Genomic DNA, 17,802 nt, shown 5'->3' with positions numbered 1-17,802 from the left:
CCAAGGAATAGCTTTGCCATGAAGCGCATTTTGATTGTGACAGGACAATCTGGTTCAGGTAAGTCATCTGCATTGCAGGTACTGGAAGATTTAGGTTATTACTGCATTGATAATTTGCCTTTGGCATTGCTGCCAGAGATTGTATCGAAACTGGATCGTGAAAATAATCTTGAACAATTGGCCTTAGGGGTGGATGTTCGGAGTACTCGTGCAGATTTGCAGGAGTTTGATCATGTTTTTGAACAATTATTAAGACATGGGGCGGTCGATATTATTTATTTGACCACGCGGGATCAGGAGTTGATCGCACGATTTAGTGCTTCACGTCGCCCGCATCCCTTGTCGAATCGTTTTAAAAGTTTGAATGAGTGTATTCAGGAAGAAAAAACATTATTACTTCCGATACAATTACGCTCTACAGTACATATTGATACAACTGATAAAAGTGTGCATGATTTGAAGCATACTTTATTGTCTAAACTTGGACAGTCCGATAACTTAATTGTAATTTTGCAGTCATTTGGCTATAAACATGGCATTCCTTTAGATGCTGACTATGTCTTTGATGTGCGTCATTTACCGAATCCGCATTGGGATTTGGAGTTGCGGAAATATTCTGGTTTAGATGTGCCAGTACAAAAATTTTTGGAACAAAGCCCGCAGTCCAATGAAATGTTTAAAGACATTTATCATTTTTTGGACAAGTGGTTACCTGCATTTGCCGAGGGACATCGTCACTATATGACGGTCTCTATTGGCTGTACAGGTGGACAGCATCGTTCTGTTTATATTGTGGATAGACTCAAAAAAGCGCTTGAAGCGAATTGGTCTATTCAGGTCCTACATCGAGAAATGAAGCATTGGTCATGATTGACACAACTGTTGACGTAATTAATAAACTAGGGTTACATGCGCGTGCATCTGGCAAACTCATTGAAGTAACCACCAAATTCAAATCATCTATTCAGATTGGAAAAGGTGATAAATTAGTCGATGCGAAAAACATTATGTCTTTACTGATGCTTGGCGCAGGTAAAGGCACCACTTTACGTTTAGTGATTGAAGGCGCAGATGAGGACAAAGCCCTATCTGAAGTTCAAGCACTATTTGCAGCAAAATTTTACGAGGCAGATTAATCGTGGCACGTCGACCGAACCGTTTTACTGACGAAGACTTTGAATCTTTAGAGGGACGTGCAAGTAAAACTGAACAGAAAAAAGCCGTACAACGTATGGCGTCTTTGGGTTCTCAACTTGCAGAGTTGAACACTAAACAAATTCAAAATTTACCTGTTGAAGAGCGTTTGATTGAAGCACTTTTGGATGTGAAACTGATTACATCAAATGAAGCTCGTCGTCGCCAATTTTTACGCATTGGTAAGTTGTTGCGTAATGAAGATGAAACAGTGATTTTGTCTTATTTGACGCCACAACAAGGCGCGAAAAAAACCGCTCAATTGCAGCGTTGGGTCGATCGTATGATCAAAGATGGTGATGTGGTCATTAATGAGTTTTCAAAAACGTATAATGCCGCAGAACGTCATACCATTCGTCAGCACGTATTACGTATCCACCGTGATATGAAACAGCAGCTTGATGAAGAGCAACTTAAAGCTTCGCGTTTGAAGTTGTTTAACTACGTTCAGCAAGTGGCTTTAATTTCAGATAATTAAGTTATTTAGATATAAAAAAGCGACCGTTAAGGTCGCTTTTTTATGTGAAGACATTTGTCTCTGTGGTTTGCTGGGTGCTTAACTAAACTCGCCCGTTGCACGCTCTTTGGCCCAGTCGCGTAGGACAAATTTTTGTAACTTGCCTGTCGAAGTTTTTGGAATTTCTGTAATCACCACATCTTTCGGTACTTTAAAACGTGCTAGATGTTGTTTGCAGAACTCAATGATTTCCTCTGGTGTGGTTTCCTTACCGGCTTTGAGCTCGATAAAGGCACATGGCACTTCTTGCCAGCGCGAATCTGGTTTAGCCACCACCGCAGCCGTTAAAATAGCGGGATGTCGATATAAGACTTCTTCTACTTCTATTGAGGAAATATTTTCTCCACCTGAAATAATCACATCTTTGGAGCGATCAGTAATTTTGGCATAACCATCAGGTTGGCAAACGGCCAAATCACCCGTATGGAACCACCCCCCCTTAAAGGCTTCTGTGGTTGCTTCAGGATTTTTCAGATAACCTTTCATGACAATGTTGCCACGGAACATAATTTCGCCCATGGTTGTTCCATCTTTGGGAACGGGTTCCAAGGTTTCTGGGTCAAGAACTTTCATGCCATCTTGCAGTGGGTAGGGAACGCCTTGACGCGAATGCAGTTGAGCTTGTTCTTGAATAGACAAGTCCGACCAACCTGCTTGAGATGCACAAAGGGCAGAAGGCCCATAAGTTTCCGTGAGACCATAGACGTGTGTGACATTAATGCCAATATTGCACATACCTTCAATAATGGCAGCAGGTGGAGCTGCACCTGCAACCATGACTTCGACGCGATGTTCAAATTTAATTTGTTTCTGTTCTGGAGTGTTAATTAACATCGATAGCACAATGGGTGCGCCACAGAAATAATCCACTTTATGCACTGCAATTAAGCTAAAGATCAATTCAGGGTCAACTTTACGTAAGCAAATGTTAGTGCCGCCATTGGCAGCCATGGTCCAGGCAAAACACCAACCATTGCAATGGAACAGCGGTAGGGTCCATAGGTAGGTTGCGCGTGGTGTCATACCACAAGCAATGATATTACTGGCTGCATTAATGTATGCCCCACGATGGTGATAAACCACGCCTTTAGGATTGCCCGTCGTACCCGAAGTATAATTTAGGCTAATGGCATCCCATTCATCACTGGGTAAATGCCATTCAAACTCGGCATCGCCTTCTACTAGCCAGTCTTCATATTCAATTTGCCCAATGGGGGTAGAAAAGCATTGTTCGTATTCTTCATCATCGACATCAATCACATAAATTGAATGGGAAACCAAGCTTAAAGCTTCTTTAGCAAGTGGTGCGAATTCAGGGTCAACTAAAAGTACTTTTGTTTCAGCATGCTCTAGCATAAATGCAATGGTTTTGGCATCTAAGCGTGTATTCAGGGTATTTAATACCGCACCAGTCATTGGCACTGCGAAGTGGGCTTCAAGCATGGCTGGAATATTGGGTAACAGCACTGAAACTGTATCGTTTTTACCAATGCCTAATTTTTGCAATTGATGTGCAAACTGACGACAACGATTATAGGTTTCTCGCCAACTGATATGTCGCTTGCCATGAATAATTGCATCTTGATGCGGGTAAATATAAGCGGCGCGTTCCAAATAACGCAGTGGGGATAGTGCAACAAAATTTGCAGGGGTGCGTGGTAGTTCATCGTAGGCAGCAACCATGTAACAACTCCATGTATATTTATTATCATTGATGCTTTAAAGATAAGCATTTCAAGTTGGACTTGCATTTATGCTTTAGTCGAGGGGTTGCTTTTTATAAGGCAATGAATTTTATGTAAAAATAATTAAAAATTGCTATTGAATGAATACAAATTCATAAATGTGATTAAATTCAAATATATATGAAAAAGTAGAATGTATGTTTATTTTTTAATCTCATTTGTCAATGCAGAAAACTCTAGCGGATAAAAATATATGCATGACATCAAGATTAAAAATCATTCTAAAAGGTTCAAATGCATAAAAAAGGATAATTTTTTGATTGGGATAAGATTTATCGAGTTAAAAGGTTTTATCCAACCCTGAACCCGTGTAAAATTCTTAGCAGTTTTTATCCACCGTTTTTATCTTTTGAGGTTTTACCTCGATCATAATCTCGCGGTGACATGCTCCATGGTACGGGGCATCACTCCTTAAGGATTTTTTTATGCCAATTATCACTTTGCCAAATGGCGATCAAAAACAATTTGATCAAGCCGTATCTGTGATGGACGTTGCACTGAGCATCGGTCCGGGTCTTGCTAAAAATACAGTTGCAGGAAAAGTCGATGGTCGCTTAGTCGATGCATCTGACCTAATTACCACGGATGCAAGCCTTCAAATTATTACGCCTAAAGACGAAGAAGGTGTCGAAATTATTCGTCACTCTTGCGCTCACTTGGTGGGACATGCGGTTAAGCAATTGTTCCCTGAAGCGAAAATGGTGATTGGTCCAGTCATTGAAGATGGCTTCTATTACGATATTTTCAGTGCAAAGCCATTTACGCCAGAAGACATGGCAGCCATCGAAGAGCGAATGAAAAAGCTCATTGATCAAGATTATGATGTCATTAAAAAAATGACCCCACGTGAAGAAGTGATTGCAGAATTCACAGCGCGTGGTGAAGATTATAAATTACGCTTGATTGCAGACATGCCAAATGAAACTCAAATGGGCTTGTACTACCATCAAGACTATTTGGACATGTGTCGCGGTCCACACGTACCAAATACTAAATTTTTAAAAGCATTCAAGCTGACTAAAATGTCAGGCGCTTACTGGCGTGGGGATGCGAAGAATGAACAGTTACAACGTATTTATGGTACAGCATGGGCAGATAAGAAGCAGCTTGCGGCTTATATCAAGCGTATTGAAGAAGCTGAAAAGCGTGACCATCGTAAAATTGGTAAAGCTTTAGACCTGTTCCATATGCAAGAAGAAGCACCGGGTATGGTGTTCTGGCATCCAAACGGTTGGACCATTTATCAAGTACTTGAACAATACATGCGTAAAGTTCAGCAAGACAATGGTTACCTCGAAATTCGTACCCCACAAGTGGTTGATTTCACGCTTTGGGAAAAATCAGGCCATGCTGCAAACTATGCAGATGGTATGTTCACGACGCATTCAGAAAGCCGTAACTATGCAATTAAACCGATGAACTGTCCTTGTCACGTACAAGTGTTCAACCAAGGTTTAAAATCATACCGTGATTTGCCAATTCGTTTGGCTGAGTTCGGTTCGTGTCACCGTAACGAACCATCAGGTTCATTGCACGGCATTATGCGTGTTCGTGGCTTTACTCAAGATGATGCACACATTTTCTGTACCAAAGAGCAAATTGGTCAAGAAGTAGCTGACTTCATTAAACTGACTTTAGATGTATATAAAGACTTCGGTTTCGAAGAAGTACAAATGAAGTTGTCTACACGTCCAGAAAAACGTGTGGGTGATGATGCACTTTGGGATATGGCAGAAAAATCTTTAGCAGATGCTTTAGATGCTGCTGGTTTGGAGTGGGAACTTCAACCGGGTGAAGGGGCATTCTACGGTCCGAAAATTGAATTCTCGTTGAAAGACTGCTTAGGTCGAGTATGGCAATGTGGTACAATCCAATGTGACTTCAATTTGCCAGAACGTTTAGATGCGTCATATGTCACTGAAGATAATGATCGTGATCAACCTGTAATGTTGCATCGTGCAATTCTTGGTAGTTTTGAACGTTTTATTGGTATACTTATTGAACACTATGCGGGCTTTATGCCACCTTGGTTAACACCAATCCAAGCATGTGTGATGAACATTACCGATTCGCAAGCAGAAGCTTGTGAGTCTGTCGTTGCGAAACTTAAAGAAAACGGTCTCCGTGCGATTTCAGACTTGAGAAATGAGAAAATCGGCTTTAAGATTCGTGAACGTACATTAGAGCGTATTCCTTACTTATTGGTTCTTGGAGACCGTGAAGTAGAGGAAGGTACTGTAAACGTCCGTACCCGCTCTGGAAAAAATTTGGGTACTATGTCAATCGATGCTTTCGTTGACTTAGTAAAAGCAGCCGTTGCCGAACGCGGCCGGTACATTGTGGAGTAACAGCGATTAAACAGCCTGACCGTAATCAACAGGGCGGTAACAAATCAAACCGTCCTGCTTTGAATGATGAAATTCGTGCGAAAGAAGTTCGTCTTGTAGACGAAAATGGTGAGCAAAAAGGTATTGTAAGCTTGGCAGATGCATTACGCGCTGCTGAAAGTGTTGAGCTTGATCTAGTTGAGATCGTAGCAAACGCAGAGCCACCTGTTTGTAAAATCATGGACTTCAACAAGCATTTGTTTGATCTGAAGCAAAAGCAGAAAGAAGCGAAGAAAAAACAGCATCAAGTACAGGTGAAAGAAATCAAACTCCGCCCTGGTACTGATGTTGGTGATTACAACGTAAAATTACGTGCAATTATCAAGTTCCTTGAAGAAGGCAATAAGGTAAAAATCACATTACGCTTCCGTGGTCGTGAAATGGCTCACCAACAGTTAGGTTTGGCTCAATTACAGAAAATTGAAGCAGATGTGGCTGAATTTGGTATTGTAGAGCAAGCACCAAAGATGGAAGGTCGTCAAATGGGTATGTTACTTGGTCCTAAAAAGAAAAAGTAATGATCCATTGATCTTAAAAAAGCACTGCCTATGCAGTGCTTTTTTATTGCTTGAAGATAAATTTGTTTGTAGTCGATATTTTAGGGGGAGTGTATAAGGTGATTTGAAATGTATATGTTTAGAGAATTTATATTCGAATAAGTGCTAAAGCGTTTATAAAATTACATCAAAATAATCATGTTTAATTATGCTATCGTGTATCCCAAAGAAGTGAATAAACAAAGGACATAAGAATGATCGATTTGTATTATTGGGGTACACCCAACGGTCATAAAATTACGATTGCTTTAGAAGAAATGGGTTTGGAATATCAAATTTTTCCAGTCAATATTTTAGAAAATGATCAATTTCAACCTGATTTTTTACGTATCTCTCCAAACAATAAAATTCCTGCCATCGTCGATCAAAATGGACCGAAGGGTGAATCTATATCGGTATTTGAATCTGGGGCAATTTTGCAATACTTGGGTCGTAAAACTGGATTGTATTATCCAACGGATGAACAAGAACGCGTTGAAGTAGAGCAGTGGTTAATGTGGCAAATGGGTGGTTTAGGGCCAATGTTAGGGCAAAATCATCATTTTAGTCGTTTTGCACCCGAACGAATTCCGTATGCGACCGAGCGTTATGTGAATGAAACCAAGCGTTTATATGGTGTGCTCAATAAACAACTAATTGGTCAGAAATATGTTGCTGGGGAATATTCAATTGCCGATATGGCGATTTTACCGTGGATTCTACGTTATGAGTGGCAGCAGATTCAGTTAGAAGATTATCCTTATGTGGAAGAATATGTTGAGCGTTTGACAGCACGTCCAGCTGTGCAAAAGGCTTTGGCAATTAAAGTTTAAAGTCTCTGGTCGTGAGATAAAGGCGATCTACCGCCATAAAAACGATATTTCTGACTGGCTTACTTATATTTTTTCGATTTACATTGCTCTTCTAGGACCTCTTTTGAGCGATAGGGTAAACCCTTATGTAGATTGATGAGCCAGTTATGAAATAGTTCACGAGGATGTGTGGTTTCGACGAGATAGCCATTCATTAAGTTCTTCATTTGTTGCGTATTGAAATTTATATTCCCGAAACTATATGTAAACGTATTCTGAATCTTTCGTAATTCTTCAAGTTGTTGATATTTATTGTCTTAAATGGGGTTTAATACGTGACATAAATGAATTTTTGATGAAAATGATCCTATCAGGCTGAAATCTATCCAAAAGTATTTTTACAGCTTTTGAAGCTCTTGAGAGGGAATAAAGAACAGGCGGCTACCGATTTTTAAGTACAGTTGCAGCAATTAAGGTTGCCCCTATGATCTGTTTTTTAGGATAAAAAGATTGAATTTTGAAAACGTTTCCAGATGCTTCTGGGTATTTTAATTTCATTTTTTGCTGACTGCCTTATTCATCTGCGCGCTATTTATCGACTTTGTAATTGTGCTGTTGATGGGAGATATCCTTTCTTAGGCAGAGAGCATCAGTATGTTAATATCTACGACTTACCCAGCATTTTTTGTGATTTTCAAACTTGGAAATCAGTAGGTTGTGATGAAAGCATTTTTTTTAAATTTAACTCGAATTATTGAAGCAAATCCTAGAATTTATATCAGTATCATTGTGGGAATTGTAGGATGTTGTATGTTATTCGTCGCAGAAGCAGTACATGTTCAAAAAATTGTTGAGTTGCTCAATACTAAGGACCAAGCAGTATTGCGAGCTGCTATTGAGCCGATTGCAGATAAATACACTGTGGCGCGTAGTTTATTATTGGTGTTCTCGTTTATTTGGTCGGGTTATGAATATTTTTGGACAAAGAAGAAGCTAGGTTTGTCTTCATAACCTCATGTGGAGTTTAGGGCTTTTATTCCTTTCAGCTTTTGGTGCAGCAACTTTACTGCCTTTGCAATCTGAAGCGGTGTTGTTGGGGTTTCTGGTAAATGGCAATTATTCAGCAGGATTACTCATTGCTGTAGCCAGTATTGGCAATATTTTAGGCTCATGCGTCAATTGGTATTTAGGCTTTAAGATTGAGCACTATAAGCATAAAAAATGGTTTCCTGTTTCGGAACAGAAAATGCGGCAAGCACAACGAATTTATCAAAAATATGGTTTTTGGTCATTATTGTGGAGTTGGGTACCTATTATTGGAGATCCCATTACCTTGATTGCAGGTTTGCTCAAAGAAAATTTTCTGCGTTTTTTGTTGATGGTGTGCCTAGCGAAAACTGGACGTTATCTCGTGCTTTATCTTGTTTTTCTGGGATGGTTCTAATTCGAAAGGTTATGTAGTGAAGGATAGGGAGGAAAAATTCCTCCCTATAATATTCTTATGAGCATTGGTTGAGTTTGAATTGAATTTCATCTTTAAAGCTAGATTTTTTATAAAGCCATAAGGTGCTTGCGGTACGCTTTACTGTAATTTGGCTCTTGGAAATGGCTTGTACAATATTTTGGTCGAGTGCATAAATGCCAGAGCCTTGATTTATTTTTACTTTTTTGACCGCGCCGTGTTTGTCCACTTTAAAGTTAAACTTGATCTTACGATCATGTTGATTTAAATCATCACGATTGAGTTCAAGTTGGGGTTGGGTCTTATAAGAAAATTTAACTTTTTGTTGCTGTTGCTGTGCCATCCAGTTCTTAGAATTAAAGCTATAATTACACTCAGATGGGTCTTGTTCCAGATTTAAACTAAAGGTTTGATAGCCAATAATAGGAAGCGTAGTATCTTCGACTTTATAAGGCTGAACATGAGCTTGACGTACAGCTTGAAGTAAAACTTCATCTAAGTTTTTTAAGCCTGTACTTTCTTGAACACTGGCTTGAGTGATTTTTCCTGTTTCATCAGCATAAATACGCAAGATTGCCGCACGATTCTGTCCTTTTAAATCGTCATGGTTATATTGCGGCTGAGGGAAGGTCGTCCATTGAATACGTGTGGTTAAATGGGCGGGCAGTGCAGTGCTTTTTTGTACCGCCAATTGTGAGGTGCTGGCTTTTTCCGCACTGTGGCTATGTACAAAAGGAAAACTAAGAATTAAGGAAAAACAAATCAGTTGTTTCATAAGATCAGAGATGACATTCGTTCAAGAATGCTCATGCATAATGGTGGCTAAATTGTCGCCCAGTATTTCCTGAATTGAAAATACTGGCAAGTCTAAATTCATGTTTTATTGGTCTTTTCCTTGAGTAATATCGACCCCAAATAAATCGGAAGTTTTTAACCAACTCAGTCCGACTACAAGCATGGTCATACAGCCACCAAAGACCGTTGCCATAATGGTGCCCATATATTTGGCTGCAAGCCCAGATTCAAAAGCACCTAATTCATTACTACTAGATACAAACATACCGTTTACTGCGGCAACACGCCCACGCATATTTTCAGGGGGATAAATTTGTAAGATGGTTTGGCGCACCACCACCGAAATACTGTCACATGCACCTGTCATAGCCAATGCTAATAATGACAGCCAGACATGACTGGAAAAAGCAAAGACCAAGGTGAAAAACCCAAATCCAGCCACAGCGAGTAACATGTTGCGCCAAGCATTGCGTGTAGGTGGAAATCTGGTGAGGGCAATCATGGTGATGAGTGCACCGATAGAGGGTGCAGCACGTAAGTAGCCTAAACCTTCAGGACCTGTTTTTAAGATGTCTTCGGCAAAAATGGGAAGGAGGGCAATGACACCACCAAATAAAACAGAAACCAAATCGAGTGAAATCGCCCATAAAACAATTTTGGTGTCGCAAATAAAACGAAATCCATCGCCTAAGCTTGCCCATAAGTTTTCAGTTTCAATACTTGGGAAGCTGCGTTTCTGTAATAAGTTAATCAGAATAAAGCAGATGCTTAGCAATACGGCAACACTGAGTAAACTGGTTTCTCGTCCCAGAAATGCCAGCATAAACCCACCCAACATTGGACCTAAGATAACGCCACTTTGCCAGCCAATCGTGGTCCATGTGGCCCCATTGGCATATAGCTCACGTGGAATTAAAAATGGTTTTAACGAGGTGGCTGAAGGATTGTAAAATCCACGAATCGTACCTAAAGCAAAAATCACGGCATAAATGCCCCAGGATAAGCCTGTTACGCCAAGATGCCCTAATCCAAATGCATGAAATAAACCCCATAACAGCAGTGGAAGTGGTACTGCAAAGCATAGGCAAATTTTCATAATGCTTTGTTTATTAAAGCGATCGGCAAAATAACCGCCCCAAAGTGAAAGGGCAATAAATGGAATCGCTTCGGCAAGCCCAATTAAACCGAGTGTGAGCGGATCTTTAGTAATCTTATACAGCGAATATGCCACAATAATTTCTTGAATAAGAATCGCAAGAGTAAGACAAAATTGATTGAGTGTAACTATAGAAAAGTCTCGGTATCGGAGTGCGGCAAAAGCATCCTGCGTAGCGTTCATGGTGATACAGTATTGAAAGGATGAGGCATTATACGGCTTGGGTTAAGTCTAGGTTATAAAATCATCGCTTAAAGCTTATCAGGAAATAGACTAAGCTTCCTTTTTTTACTCATTATTTGCTTTTGTTTTAGACAAAGTTCGATTAGAATACTGGCTCCCTTACCTGCAGGTCGTCTTGCAATGGTGCAAACGTTCCGAACAGGTGTTCAAAAGAGGTTGTTATGCCTAAGATGAAAACTCGCCGTGGTGCAGCTAAACGCTTTAAAGCGACTGCTAACGGTTTCAAGCGTAAACAAGCGTTCAAACGCCACATTTTGACCAAAAAATCTGCTAAGCGTATTCGTCAATTGCGCGGCTGTGTAATGGTTCACGTGAGTGACGTTGCTTCAGTTCGTCGTATGTGCCCATACATCTAAGGAGATTATAAATGGCTCGTGTAAAACGTGGTGTACAGGCTCATCGCCGTCATAAAAAAATTCTTGCTCGTGCTAAAGGTTACTACGGCGCTCGTTCACGCGTATATCGCGTAGCGTTCCAAGCAGTAATCAAAGCGGGTCAATACGCTTACCGTGACCGTCGTCAGAAGAAACGTCAATTCCGTGCTCTATGGATTGCGCGTATCAATGCTGGTGCTCGTCTAAATGGTTTGTCATACAGCCGTATGATCGATGGCTTGAAAAAAGCTCAAGTGATCATCGACCGTCGCGTACTTGCTGACATCGCTATGCATGACGCAGTTGCATTTGCTGCTTTAGCTGAAAAAGCTAAAGGCGCATTAGCTGCTTAATCATCTCTCGATGATTTAAAAAAGACCGCTTTATGCGGTCTTTTTTATTGCATAATTTTTATGGAAAGGGCTGGTGTTACATAATTTATCTTTAAATGAACAGGACTTAGTTGCCTAATAAAAACAAGTCATTATAAAAAAGGAATAGGATGATGCTTGCAGAAATTGTGGGTGTGAATCAGGCGCGGATCACTGTAAAGCTAGAAATGATTCCAAGAATTGGCGAATCGGTTAAAATTATGTATGGGCCAGACGCACAATTAGAAGGGGAAGTTGTTGCTGTGCAGCATTATATCAATCAGCATGCCGATGAGCATCAAGTGCACATTGAAATACGGCCCTTTAATTTGTTGATAACCTCCTGATCTAATTTGTTTTACTGTACTTTAATAAATTTTTAGAAAAGCAGATTTTTGATTCAATTGATTGATTTAATTATTTATTATGAATTTAAAAAAGGCCACATGATGTGGCCTTTGATGTTTTTATAAACCAAAATAATAAGCCACAACACAAATAATGACGGTAATCAGGATGAGCTTGAATACGGCAGAAGAACCAATTTTATGAGGGTGATGTGTAGTGGATGGAGTAGAAGCTGCGGTTGTAACAGGGGCCCCTTCTAAGGGATTATTGATGGCAATCGAAGTTAGTTGCGCTGTTTGATAGTGGTTGGCAACTTTCACAATAAATTTGGCTTGAAGATCTTCGAGTTTTTGCGAAAAATGGCGTAGGTTGAGTTGTTCATCAGCGCTGAGTAGGGAGCCATCTTCATGTTGAGGATGTTGTAATTTATTCTGGATATAATGATTTAAGGCTTCGAGTCTGTAGAGGGATTTATGTGCAAAATCAGCAGGATAATCCGTCGGTATTAAAGCAAGCTTTTGTGGATCTAATTCGTTTCCACTATTTGTTTTTGCAACATAGCCAAAGTAAGGTAAGTTTGCCTGTGTAGGCTCGACAAAACCTTGTATTAAGAGGTTATTGAATAATTCGGTTTGTGTGTAGCTTTGAATATCATCCCAATTTGGTGGTTGTAAATCTGCATCAATGCGTTTGGCAAGTTTGGAGTTGAGTTCAAAACGCCAGAAGGTTTCGTGACGTAAGGGATTTTGCTGTGCAGCTGGGACTTCAAAATCATTATCTGCGTTATACCATTCCGCCAATTCTTTACCAAAAATCCAAGCGATTTTTTTATTGGCTTCGTGGCTGACAATAAAATGTGCGAAAGGCAGAAGTTCGACGTTGGCATTTGGATTCTGTTCGTCATTTAACAGACTTGAACTGTGTAAACTTAGGCGTTTTGTGCCCTGTTTTTTGAGTCCTTCCAGCCAAATTTGAAAGTGTTGTGCCAATAAATGCTGCGAGATAAGATCTCGAAATACAAAGAGATGTTGATCAAAAATAGGATGTTGTTGCCAACGATTAAAACTCAGCTCTTTGTTGAGGAATTCATTGCCATAGGTGACGAGCGTGAGCTGTTGTTTCCAAATTTGATCGAGGGCCATAGATATTGATCTCTTTGCAAGTGGGTTTATCTTATACTTTTTCTAATTTCGGATGTTAATCAAATTTTCCTTAATTGGAAACTCATCAATCTTGTTAAAAACTGATAGAATATCGGGTTTTATCTTATTATTAAATTGTTGCTTTGAGAGTTACTATGTCACTGGAAGCCCTGACCACCGAAGCGCTTGCTGCCATTGCAGCAGCTCAAGACCTTGCAGCACTCGATTTGGTTCGTGTGCAATTTACAGGGAAAAAGAGCCAGCTTGCAGAACAATCCAAAGCCTTGGGTAAAATGGACCCTGAGGAGCGTAAAGTTCAGGGTGCTGCAATTCATGCTGTGCGTGAAGCAATTAATGCAGCATTGACTGAACGTCAAGCGCAATTACAAAAAGCAGCGTTAGAACAACAACTCGCAAGTGAAACGATTGATATTACTTTGCCAGGGCGTGGTCAAACGATTGGAAGTATTCATCCAGTTACACAAGTGCAGGAACGTATCTGTCAATTCTTTACCAAAGCAGGTTTTACGGTAGCGACAGGTCCAGAAGTTGAAGATGACTATCATAACTTTGAAGCACTCAACATTCCGGGACACCACCCAGCGCGTGCAATGCATGACACATTCTATTTTGATGCCAATCATTTGTTGCGTACACATACCTCAGGCGTGCAAATCCGGACTATGGAAACCTCACAACCACCAATTCGTATTGTGTGCCCTGGTCGTGTATACCGCTGTGACTCAGATCAAACGCATTCGCCGATGTTCCACCAAATTGAAGGTTTGTACGTTGCTGAAAATACCAGCTTTGCTGAACTGAAAGGTCTGTTGGTTAACTTGTTGAACGAATTTTTCGAGAAAGATTTGAAAGTTCGTTTCCGTCCATCTTATTTCCCATTCACAGAGCCAAGTGCAGAAGTGGATATTATGGATGAGCGTGGCAAATGGTTAGAGGTTTTGGGTTGCGGTATGGTGCACCCAAATGTCTTGCAAGCAGCGGGTATTGATCCTGAAAAATATAAAGGCTTTGCATTTGGTTTAGGGGTAGAGCGTTTTGCAATGTTGCGCTATGGCATTAATGACTTGCGTATGTTTTATCAAAACGATGTGCGTTTTTTACGCCAATTTGCTTAATAGTTTAAACAGTTATTTGAGATTTATTGAAATCCCCCTAAGTCCCCCTTTATAAAGGGGGACTAGTCTACCTAAAACGGTAGTGTGTTTTCCCTCTTTTAAAAGAGGGTTAGGGGAGATTAAGGACATTGAATTTATGAAAATTAGCGAAAATTGGTTACGCACATGGGTGAATCCAGCCATTGATAGCGAAACTTTATCTGACCAACTGACCATGCTCGGTTTGGAAGTCGATGATTTATCTCCTGCGGCAAAACCATTTACAGGTGTTGTAGTTGGTGAAGTGCTTACCGTAGAACAACATCCTGATGCAGACCGTTTACGTGTCACTACCGTAAATATTGGTTCAGGTGAACCTTTGCAAATTGTATGTGGTGCACCGAATGTTCGTGTGGGCATGAAAGCTCCTGTAGCGACGATTGGTGCAGTGCTACCAGGTGATTTTAAAATTAAAAAAGGCAAGTTGCGTGGTATTGAATCACAAGGCATGTTGTGTGGTGCTTCGGAAATTGATTTAGAAGACAAAATTGATGGTCTTTTAGAACTCCCAGCAGATGCGCCTGTGGGCGTGAATATCCGTGAATATCTAGATTTAGATGATCATGTGATTGACATCAGCATTACGCCAAACCGCGGTGACTGCTTCAGTATTCGTGGTATTGCACGTGAAATTGCGGTGATTAACCAAATGACTGCGGTTGCGCCAGAGATTAAAGAAGTAGCTGCGACAATTGCAGATGAGAAAAAAGTTGTTGTCACGACTGAAGGTTGCCCGCGTTATTTAGGTCGCGTAATCAAAAACGTAAATACTAAAGCACCAACACCAGAATGGATGGAGCGTGCACTTGCGCGTTCAGGTATGCGTCAACACAGTATTTTGGTTGATATTACCAACTATGTATTAATGGAGTTGGGTCAACCATTACATGCTTTTGATGGTGGAAAGGTTCAGGGTGCAGTACATGTGCGTCAAGCAACGGCAGCTGAAAAACTGGTGTTGTTAAATGAACAAGCTGTGGAACTGAATGAAAAAGTGATGGTGATTGCGGATGATGAAAAAGCATTGGCGATTGCGGGTATCATGGGTGGTTTATCATCTTCAGTCACCGATGAAACGACTGAAATTTTCTTAGAATCTGCATTCTTCGCACCTTTACATATTGCGGGGCGTGCGCGTAGTTTTGGTTTACATACCGATGCGTCGCAGCGTTATGAACGTGGTGTAGACTTTGAATTACCAATGATTGCAATGCATCGTGCATCACAATTGATTGCTGAGCTTGCTGGTGGTGAATTTGGTCCGATTACGGTTGCAGAACAAGCTGAAGTTTTGCCTAAACGCGAAGCGATTGAGCTTAAACAGACACAAGTCGATCAATTACTGGGTTATCGTGTAGAAGGCGAATTTATTGTTGATGCCCTAACACGTTTAGGTTGTGCTGTGACGGTTAAAGCGGAAGGTCAGTGGTCTGTTGTTCCACCATCACACCGTTATGATATGGCGATCTACCAAGATCTGATTGAAGAAGTCGCACGTATCCATGGTTATGACAACATTCAAATCAGCTTGCCAAAAATTGAAGCACAATTGGCTCAATATCAAGACCAATTTGAAATGGCTCAGCTTCGTCAAACCCTCGTGACTTTGGGTTATCAAGAAGCGATTAGTTTCAGCTTTGCGGATTTGAAACTAGAAAAACAGCTCAATCCAGCAGTTAATCCGTTGGCATTGGCCAATCCAATTTCAAGTGATTTAGCGGTCATGCGTTCGACTTTGCTTTCAAGCTTAATTCCTTGCGTGCAATATAATATTAACCGCCAACAAAGTCGTGTGCGCTTCTTTGAGTTGGGCTTACGTTTTGATTATCAAGATGCAAATAACATCCATGATTTAAAACAGATTCCTACATTAGCCATGATTGCTGTAGGTGCGAAGCAAGCAGAATCTTGGCATGCCAAACCACAAGCAATGGACTTCTTTGATTTTAAAGGTGAAGTGGAAGAGTTGTTGGCGGCAGGGCGTATCAAAGTGGAATATGCTCGTTCAGAGCGAGTATGGTTGCATCCTGGTCAGTCAGCAGAGATTATGGTAGGTGGTCAATCAATCGGTTATTTAGGTCGTTTGCACCCAACGCTGGAGGCAGAGTTGGATTTAGGTACGACTTGGGTGGCTGAACTTGATCAAAAGGCAGTTTTGCAAACTTATGTATCTAATTTTACAGAATTATCACGTTTTCCATCAGTAAGACGTGATATTGCGCTTTTAATTAGTGATAAGATTAATATTGGTGAAATTCAGCAACTTATCACTAAAACTGGTGGGGAGCTGTTAAACTCGAATTGGCTCTTCGATGTGTACACAGGACAAGGGGTTGAAGCAGGTAAACGCTCATTGGCATTTGCACTGTTATGGCAACATCCTTCACGTACATTAGAAGATGCTGAAATCAAATCGGGTATGGATACAATTATTGAAGTGTTGCAAAACACTTATCAGGCGACATTGAGGGCTTCATGACAGCATTAACTAAAGCAGAAATGGCTGATCATTTAAGTGAGCTCACGAGTTTAAACCGTCGTGAAGCAAAACAAATGGTCGAATTGTTCTTTGATGAAATAAGCCAAGCGCTTATTTCTGGAGAACAGGTTAAACTTTCGGGTTTCGGAAACTTCGAGTTGCGTGATAAGCGTCAACGACCAGGTAGAAATCCTAAAACGGGTGAAGAGATTCCGATTTCTGCCCGCCGTGTAGTTACATTCCGCGCAGGTCAGAAATTTAGACAGCGTGTTGGGAAAGAGCAGATCGATTGATCTGCTTTTTTATTATTTTGGGATTGATGTAATTTCTTAAAATTATTGATATTTCGAGATAAATAGTAAATTTCAGGCAAAAAAAAGAGAGAACGTAAGTTCTCTCTTTTTTTTGCTACGTAATCGTAAAGATTAGTGAGCAGCAGAAGCAGCAGCGTCAGCAGCAGAAGCAGCAACGTCAGCAGCAGAAGCAGCAACGTTAGCAGCAGAAGCAGCTTCAACAGCAGCAGCGTCTACAGCAGCAGAAGCTTCAGAAGCAGCAGCAGTAGCTTCAGACGCAGCAGAAGCAGCAGCTTCAGCAGCAGGAGCTTCTTCTTTTTTAGCACAGCCAACGAAAGCTAAAGTAGTAGCAACTGCAGCAGCAATAGCGATTTTTTTGAATAACATGGCATCACTCTCTAAAATATGAGATTAAAAAAAACCTAGGTCAGCTGTTATGTGCTTTTATTCTTCCTAAATTTGTTAGGTAGTAACAATGCAGGAGCAGCTTAACTGGTCTGCGAATATGCTATCACTGCCCATTTTGAATTACTACTAGTTTGTGTGAAAAAAAACCAAAAAATGAGCAAATAAATGCTTTTTTTTAACAGAAAATAACAATTAAAGATGTGCTTTATATTGGAGAAATACTAATTAAGTTTATAAAATTAAAGAGGTTTTTAAAATCATTCATTTAACAATCAAATATTTGCAACTGTTGTTACATAGCTCAAGGCAAAATGTGTATTTATGTTAACAAAGTCAACCAAATAAAAAGGCCACTATAAAAGTGA

The 17,802-nt window shown here is 40.4% G+C and carries 19 protein-coding genes; 14 read left to right on the top strand and 5 right to left on the bottom strand.

Annotated features, from left to right (window positions below):
• The first annotated feature begins 18 nt into the window (after positions 1 to 18).
• The 3 genes from rapZ to yjgA are packed head-to-tail and all read left to right on the top strand — an operon-like array spanning position 19 to position 1,672.
• On the top strand, positions 19 to 870 hold the full coding sequence (rapZ, locus tag E0H82_RS15090) for an RNase adapter RapZ (protein ID WP_131265545.1): 852 nt from the start codon (positions 19 to 21) through the stop codon (positions 868 to 870).
• Positions 867 to 1,136 (top strand): HPr family phosphocarrier protein, encoded by a 270-nt coding sequence (locus E0H82_RS15085; RefSeq protein ID WP_131265544.1) that lies wholly within the window; start codon positions 867 to 869, stop codon positions 1,134 to 1,136. Before rapZ ends, E0H82_RS15085 begins: the two co-directional genes overlap by 4 nt.
• A 2-nt stretch (positions 1,137 to 1,138) precedes the next feature.
• Positions 1,139 to 1,672: a ribosome biogenesis factor YjgA gene (yjgA, locus tag E0H82_RS15080; RefSeq protein WP_131265543.1), complete on the top strand. Its 534-nt coding sequence runs from the start codon at positions 1,139 to 1,141 to the stop codon at positions 1,670 to 1,672.
• 78 nt (positions 1,673 to 1,750) lie between these two features.
• Here the strand turns inward: yjgA and E0H82_RS15075 are convergent, their stop codons facing one another.
• On the bottom strand, positions 1,751 to 3,394 hold the full coding sequence (locus tag E0H82_RS15075) for an acyl-CoA synthetase (protein WP_131265542.1): 1,644 nt from the start codon (positions 3,392 to 3,394) through the stop codon (positions 1,751 to 1,753).
• A 487-nt stretch (positions 3,395 to 3,881) separates the two neighbouring features.
• On the opposite strand from E0H82_RS15075, the gene thrS reads away from it, so the two are divergent.
• From thrS to E0H82_RS15050, 5 genes are all read left to right on the top strand, one after another.
• A complete protein-coding gene (gene thrS / locus E0H82_RS15070; RefSeq protein ID WP_131265541.1) occupies positions 3,882 to 5,804 on the top strand; it encodes a threonine--tRNA ligase in 1,923 nt (640 codons plus the stop codon).
• A gap of 5 nt (positions 5,805 to 5,809) precedes the next feature.
• Positions 5,810 to 6,361, top strand: a complete 552-nt coding sequence (infC, locus tag E0H82_RS15065) for a translation initiation factor IF-3 (protein ID WP_131265540.1) — start codon at positions 5,810 to 5,812, stop codon at positions 6,359 to 6,361.
• Positions 6,362 to 6,594: 233 nt separating this feature from the next.
• Positions 6,595 to 7,212 carry a glutathione S-transferase N-terminal domain-containing protein gene (locus E0H82_RS15060; RefSeq protein WP_131265539.1) on the top strand — a complete coding sequence of 206 codons (618 nt, stop codon included), beginning with the start codon at positions 6,595 to 6,597 and terminating at the stop codon, positions 7,210 to 7,212.
• 696 nt (positions 7,213 to 7,908) lie between these two features.
• Positions 7,909 to 8,202 carry a hypothetical protein gene (locus E0H82_RS15055; protein ID WP_131265538.1) on the top strand — a complete coding sequence of 98 codons (294 nt, stop codon included), beginning with the start codon at positions 7,909 to 7,911 and terminating at the stop codon, positions 8,200 to 8,202.
• A 4-nt stretch (positions 8,203 to 8,206) separates the two neighbouring features.
• Complete coding sequence (locus E0H82_RS15050; RefSeq protein ID WP_131265537.1) at positions 8,207 to 8,635, top strand: YqaA family protein; 429 nt, start codon at positions 8,207 to 8,209, stop codon at positions 8,633 to 8,635.
• A gap of 55 nt (positions 8,636 to 8,690) precedes the next feature.
• On the opposite strand, the gene E0H82_RS15045 is transcribed toward E0H82_RS15050, so the two are convergent.
• Positions 8,691 to 9,428 (bottom strand): energy transducer TonB family protein, encoded by a 738-nt coding sequence (locus tag E0H82_RS15045; protein ID WP_131265536.1) that lies wholly within the window; start codon positions 9,426 to 9,428, stop codon positions 8,691 to 8,693.
• Positions 9,429 to 9,533: 105 nt separating this feature from the next.
• On the bottom strand, positions 9,534 to 10,787 hold the full coding sequence (locus tag E0H82_RS15040; protein WP_131265535.1) for an MFS transporter: 1,254 nt from the start codon (positions 10,785 to 10,787) through the stop codon (positions 9,534 to 9,536).
• A 221-nt stretch (positions 10,788 to 11,008) separates the two neighbouring features.
• Here E0H82_RS15040 and rpmI point away from each other — a divergent pair, with 221 nt between their 5' ends.
• The 3 genes from rpmI to E0H82_RS15025 all read left to right on the top strand — a co-directional run bounded on the left by rpmI (position 11,009) and on the right by E0H82_RS15025 (position 11,939).
• Entirely contained in the window at positions 11,009 to 11,203 is a 195-nt protein-coding gene (rpmI, locus tag E0H82_RS15035) for a 50S ribosomal protein L35 (protein ID WP_004278281.1), read from the top strand.
• Between the two features lie 11 nt (positions 11,204 to 11,214).
• A complete protein-coding gene (rplT, locus tag E0H82_RS15030; RefSeq protein ID WP_004675688.1) occupies positions 11,215 to 11,574 on the top strand; it encodes a 50S ribosomal protein L20 in 360 nt (119 codons plus the stop codon).
• 152 nt (positions 11,575 to 11,726) lie between these two features.
• Positions 11,727 to 11,939 (top strand): hypothetical protein, encoded by a 213-nt coding sequence (locus tag E0H82_RS15025; RefSeq protein WP_131265534.1) that lies wholly within the window; start codon positions 11,727 to 11,729, stop codon positions 11,937 to 11,939.
• A 120-nt stretch (positions 11,940 to 12,059) separates the two neighbouring features.
• On the opposite strand, the gene E0H82_RS15020 is transcribed toward E0H82_RS15025, so the two are convergent.
• Entirely contained in the window at positions 12,060 to 13,082 is a 1,023-nt protein-coding gene (locus E0H82_RS15020; RefSeq protein WP_131265533.1) for a hypothetical protein, read from the bottom strand.
• A 155-nt stretch (positions 13,083 to 13,237) separates the two neighbouring features.
• On the opposite strand from E0H82_RS15020, the gene pheS reads away from it, so the two are divergent.
• The 3 genes from pheS (at position 13,238) to E0H82_RS15005 (ending at position 17,029) form a co-directional block, all read left to right on the top strand.
• Positions 13,238 to 14,218, top strand: coding sequence for a phenylalanine--tRNA ligase subunit alpha (gene pheS, locus E0H82_RS15015; RefSeq protein WP_100242091.1), 981 nt, complete (start codon positions 13,238 to 13,240; stop codon positions 14,216 to 14,218).
• Positions 14,219 to 14,354: 136 nt separating this feature from the next.
• The gene (gene pheT / locus E0H82_RS15010) at positions 14,355 to 16,736 is read left to right on the top strand and encodes a phenylalanine--tRNA ligase subunit beta (RefSeq protein ID WP_131265532.1); all 2,382 of its coding nucleotides are present in this window, start codon (positions 14,355 to 14,357) and stop codon (positions 16,734 to 16,736) included.
• Positions 16,733 to 17,029: an integration host factor subunit alpha gene (locus E0H82_RS15005; protein ID WP_016166119.1), complete on the top strand. Its 297-nt coding sequence runs from the start codon at positions 16,733 to 16,735 to the stop codon at positions 17,027 to 17,029. The genes pheT and E0H82_RS15005 overlap by 4 nt, the downstream gene beginning before the upstream one ends.
• A gap of 132 nt (positions 17,030 to 17,161) precedes the next feature.
• Here the strand turns inward: E0H82_RS15005 and E0H82_RS15000 are convergent, their stop codons facing one another.
• Positions 17,162 to 17,416 carry a hypothetical protein gene (locus E0H82_RS15000; protein ID WP_131265531.1) on the bottom strand — a complete coding sequence of 85 codons (255 nt, stop codon included), beginning with the start codon at positions 17,414 to 17,416 and terminating at the stop codon, positions 17,162 to 17,164.
• Positions 17,417 to 17,802 lie beyond the last annotated feature (386 nt).

The sequence above is a fragment of the Acinetobacter sp. ANC 4910 genome, from assembly GCF_004331035.1.
Classification (GTDB): domain Bacteria; phylum Pseudomonadota; class Gammaproteobacteria; order Pseudomonadales; family Moraxellaceae; genus Acinetobacter.
Note: the sequence above shows the minus strand (reverse complement) of the source record. Positions and strands in the feature narration are given on the sequence as shown.

Bases quoted from the DNA above. Each gene is read 5' to 3' on its own strand.
- rapZ (WP_131265545.1), top strand. From the start codon at position 19: ATGAAGCGCATTTTGATTGTGACAGGACAATCTGGTTCAGGTAAGTCA.
- E0H82_RS15085 (WP_131265544.1), top strand. From the start codon at position 867: ATGATTGACACAACTGTTGACGTAATTAATAAACTAGGGTTACATGCG.
- E0H82_RS15075 (WP_131265542.1), bottom strand. From the start codon at position 3,394: ATGGTTGCTGCCTACGATGAACTACCACGCACCCCTGCAAATTTTGTT.
- thrS (WP_131265541.1), top strand. From the start codon at position 3,882: ATGCCAATTATCACTTTGCCAAATGGCGATCAAAAACAATTTGATCAA.
- E0H82_RS15060 (WP_131265539.1), top strand. From the start codon at position 6,595: ATGATCGATTTGTATTATTGGGGTACACCCAACGGTCATAAAATTACG.
- E0H82_RS15050 (WP_131265537.1), top strand. From the start codon at position 8,207: ATGTGGAGTTTAGGGCTTTTATTCCTTTCAGCTTTTGGTGCAGCAACT.
- E0H82_RS15045 (WP_131265536.1), bottom strand. From the start codon at position 9,428: ATGAAACAACTGATTTGTTTTTCCTTAATTCTTAGTTTTCCTTTTGTA.
- E0H82_RS15040 (WP_131265535.1), bottom strand. From the start codon at position 10,787: ATGAACGCTACGCAGGATGCTTTTGCCGCACTCCGATACCGAGACTTT.
- rpmI (WP_004278281.1), top strand. From the start codon at position 11,009: ATGCCTAAGATGAAAACTCGCCGTGGTGCAGCTAAACGCTTTAAAGCG.
- rplT (WP_004675688.1), top strand. From the start codon at position 11,215: ATGGCTCGTGTAAAACGTGGTGTACAGGCTCATCGCCGTCATAAAAAA.
- E0H82_RS15025 (WP_131265534.1), top strand. From the start codon at position 11,727: ATGCTTGCAGAAATTGTGGGTGTGAATCAGGCGCGGATCACTGTAAAG.
- E0H82_RS15020 (WP_131265533.1), bottom strand. From the start codon at position 13,082: ATGGCCCTCGATCAAATTTGGAAACAACAGCTCACGCTCGTCACCTAT.
- pheS (WP_100242091.1), top strand. From the start codon at position 13,238: ATGTCACTGGAAGCCCTGACCACCGAAGCGCTTGCTGCCATTGCAGCA.
- pheT (WP_131265532.1), top strand. From the start codon at position 14,355: ATGAAAATTAGCGAAAATTGGTTACGCACATGGGTGAATCCAGCCATT.
- E0H82_RS15005 (WP_016166119.1), top strand. From the start codon at position 16,733: ATGACAGCATTAACTAAAGCAGAAATGGCTGATCATTTAAGTGAGCTC.
- E0H82_RS15000 (WP_131265531.1), bottom strand. From the start codon at position 17,416: ATGTTATTCAAAAAAATCGCTATTGCTGCTGCAGTTGCTACTACTTTA.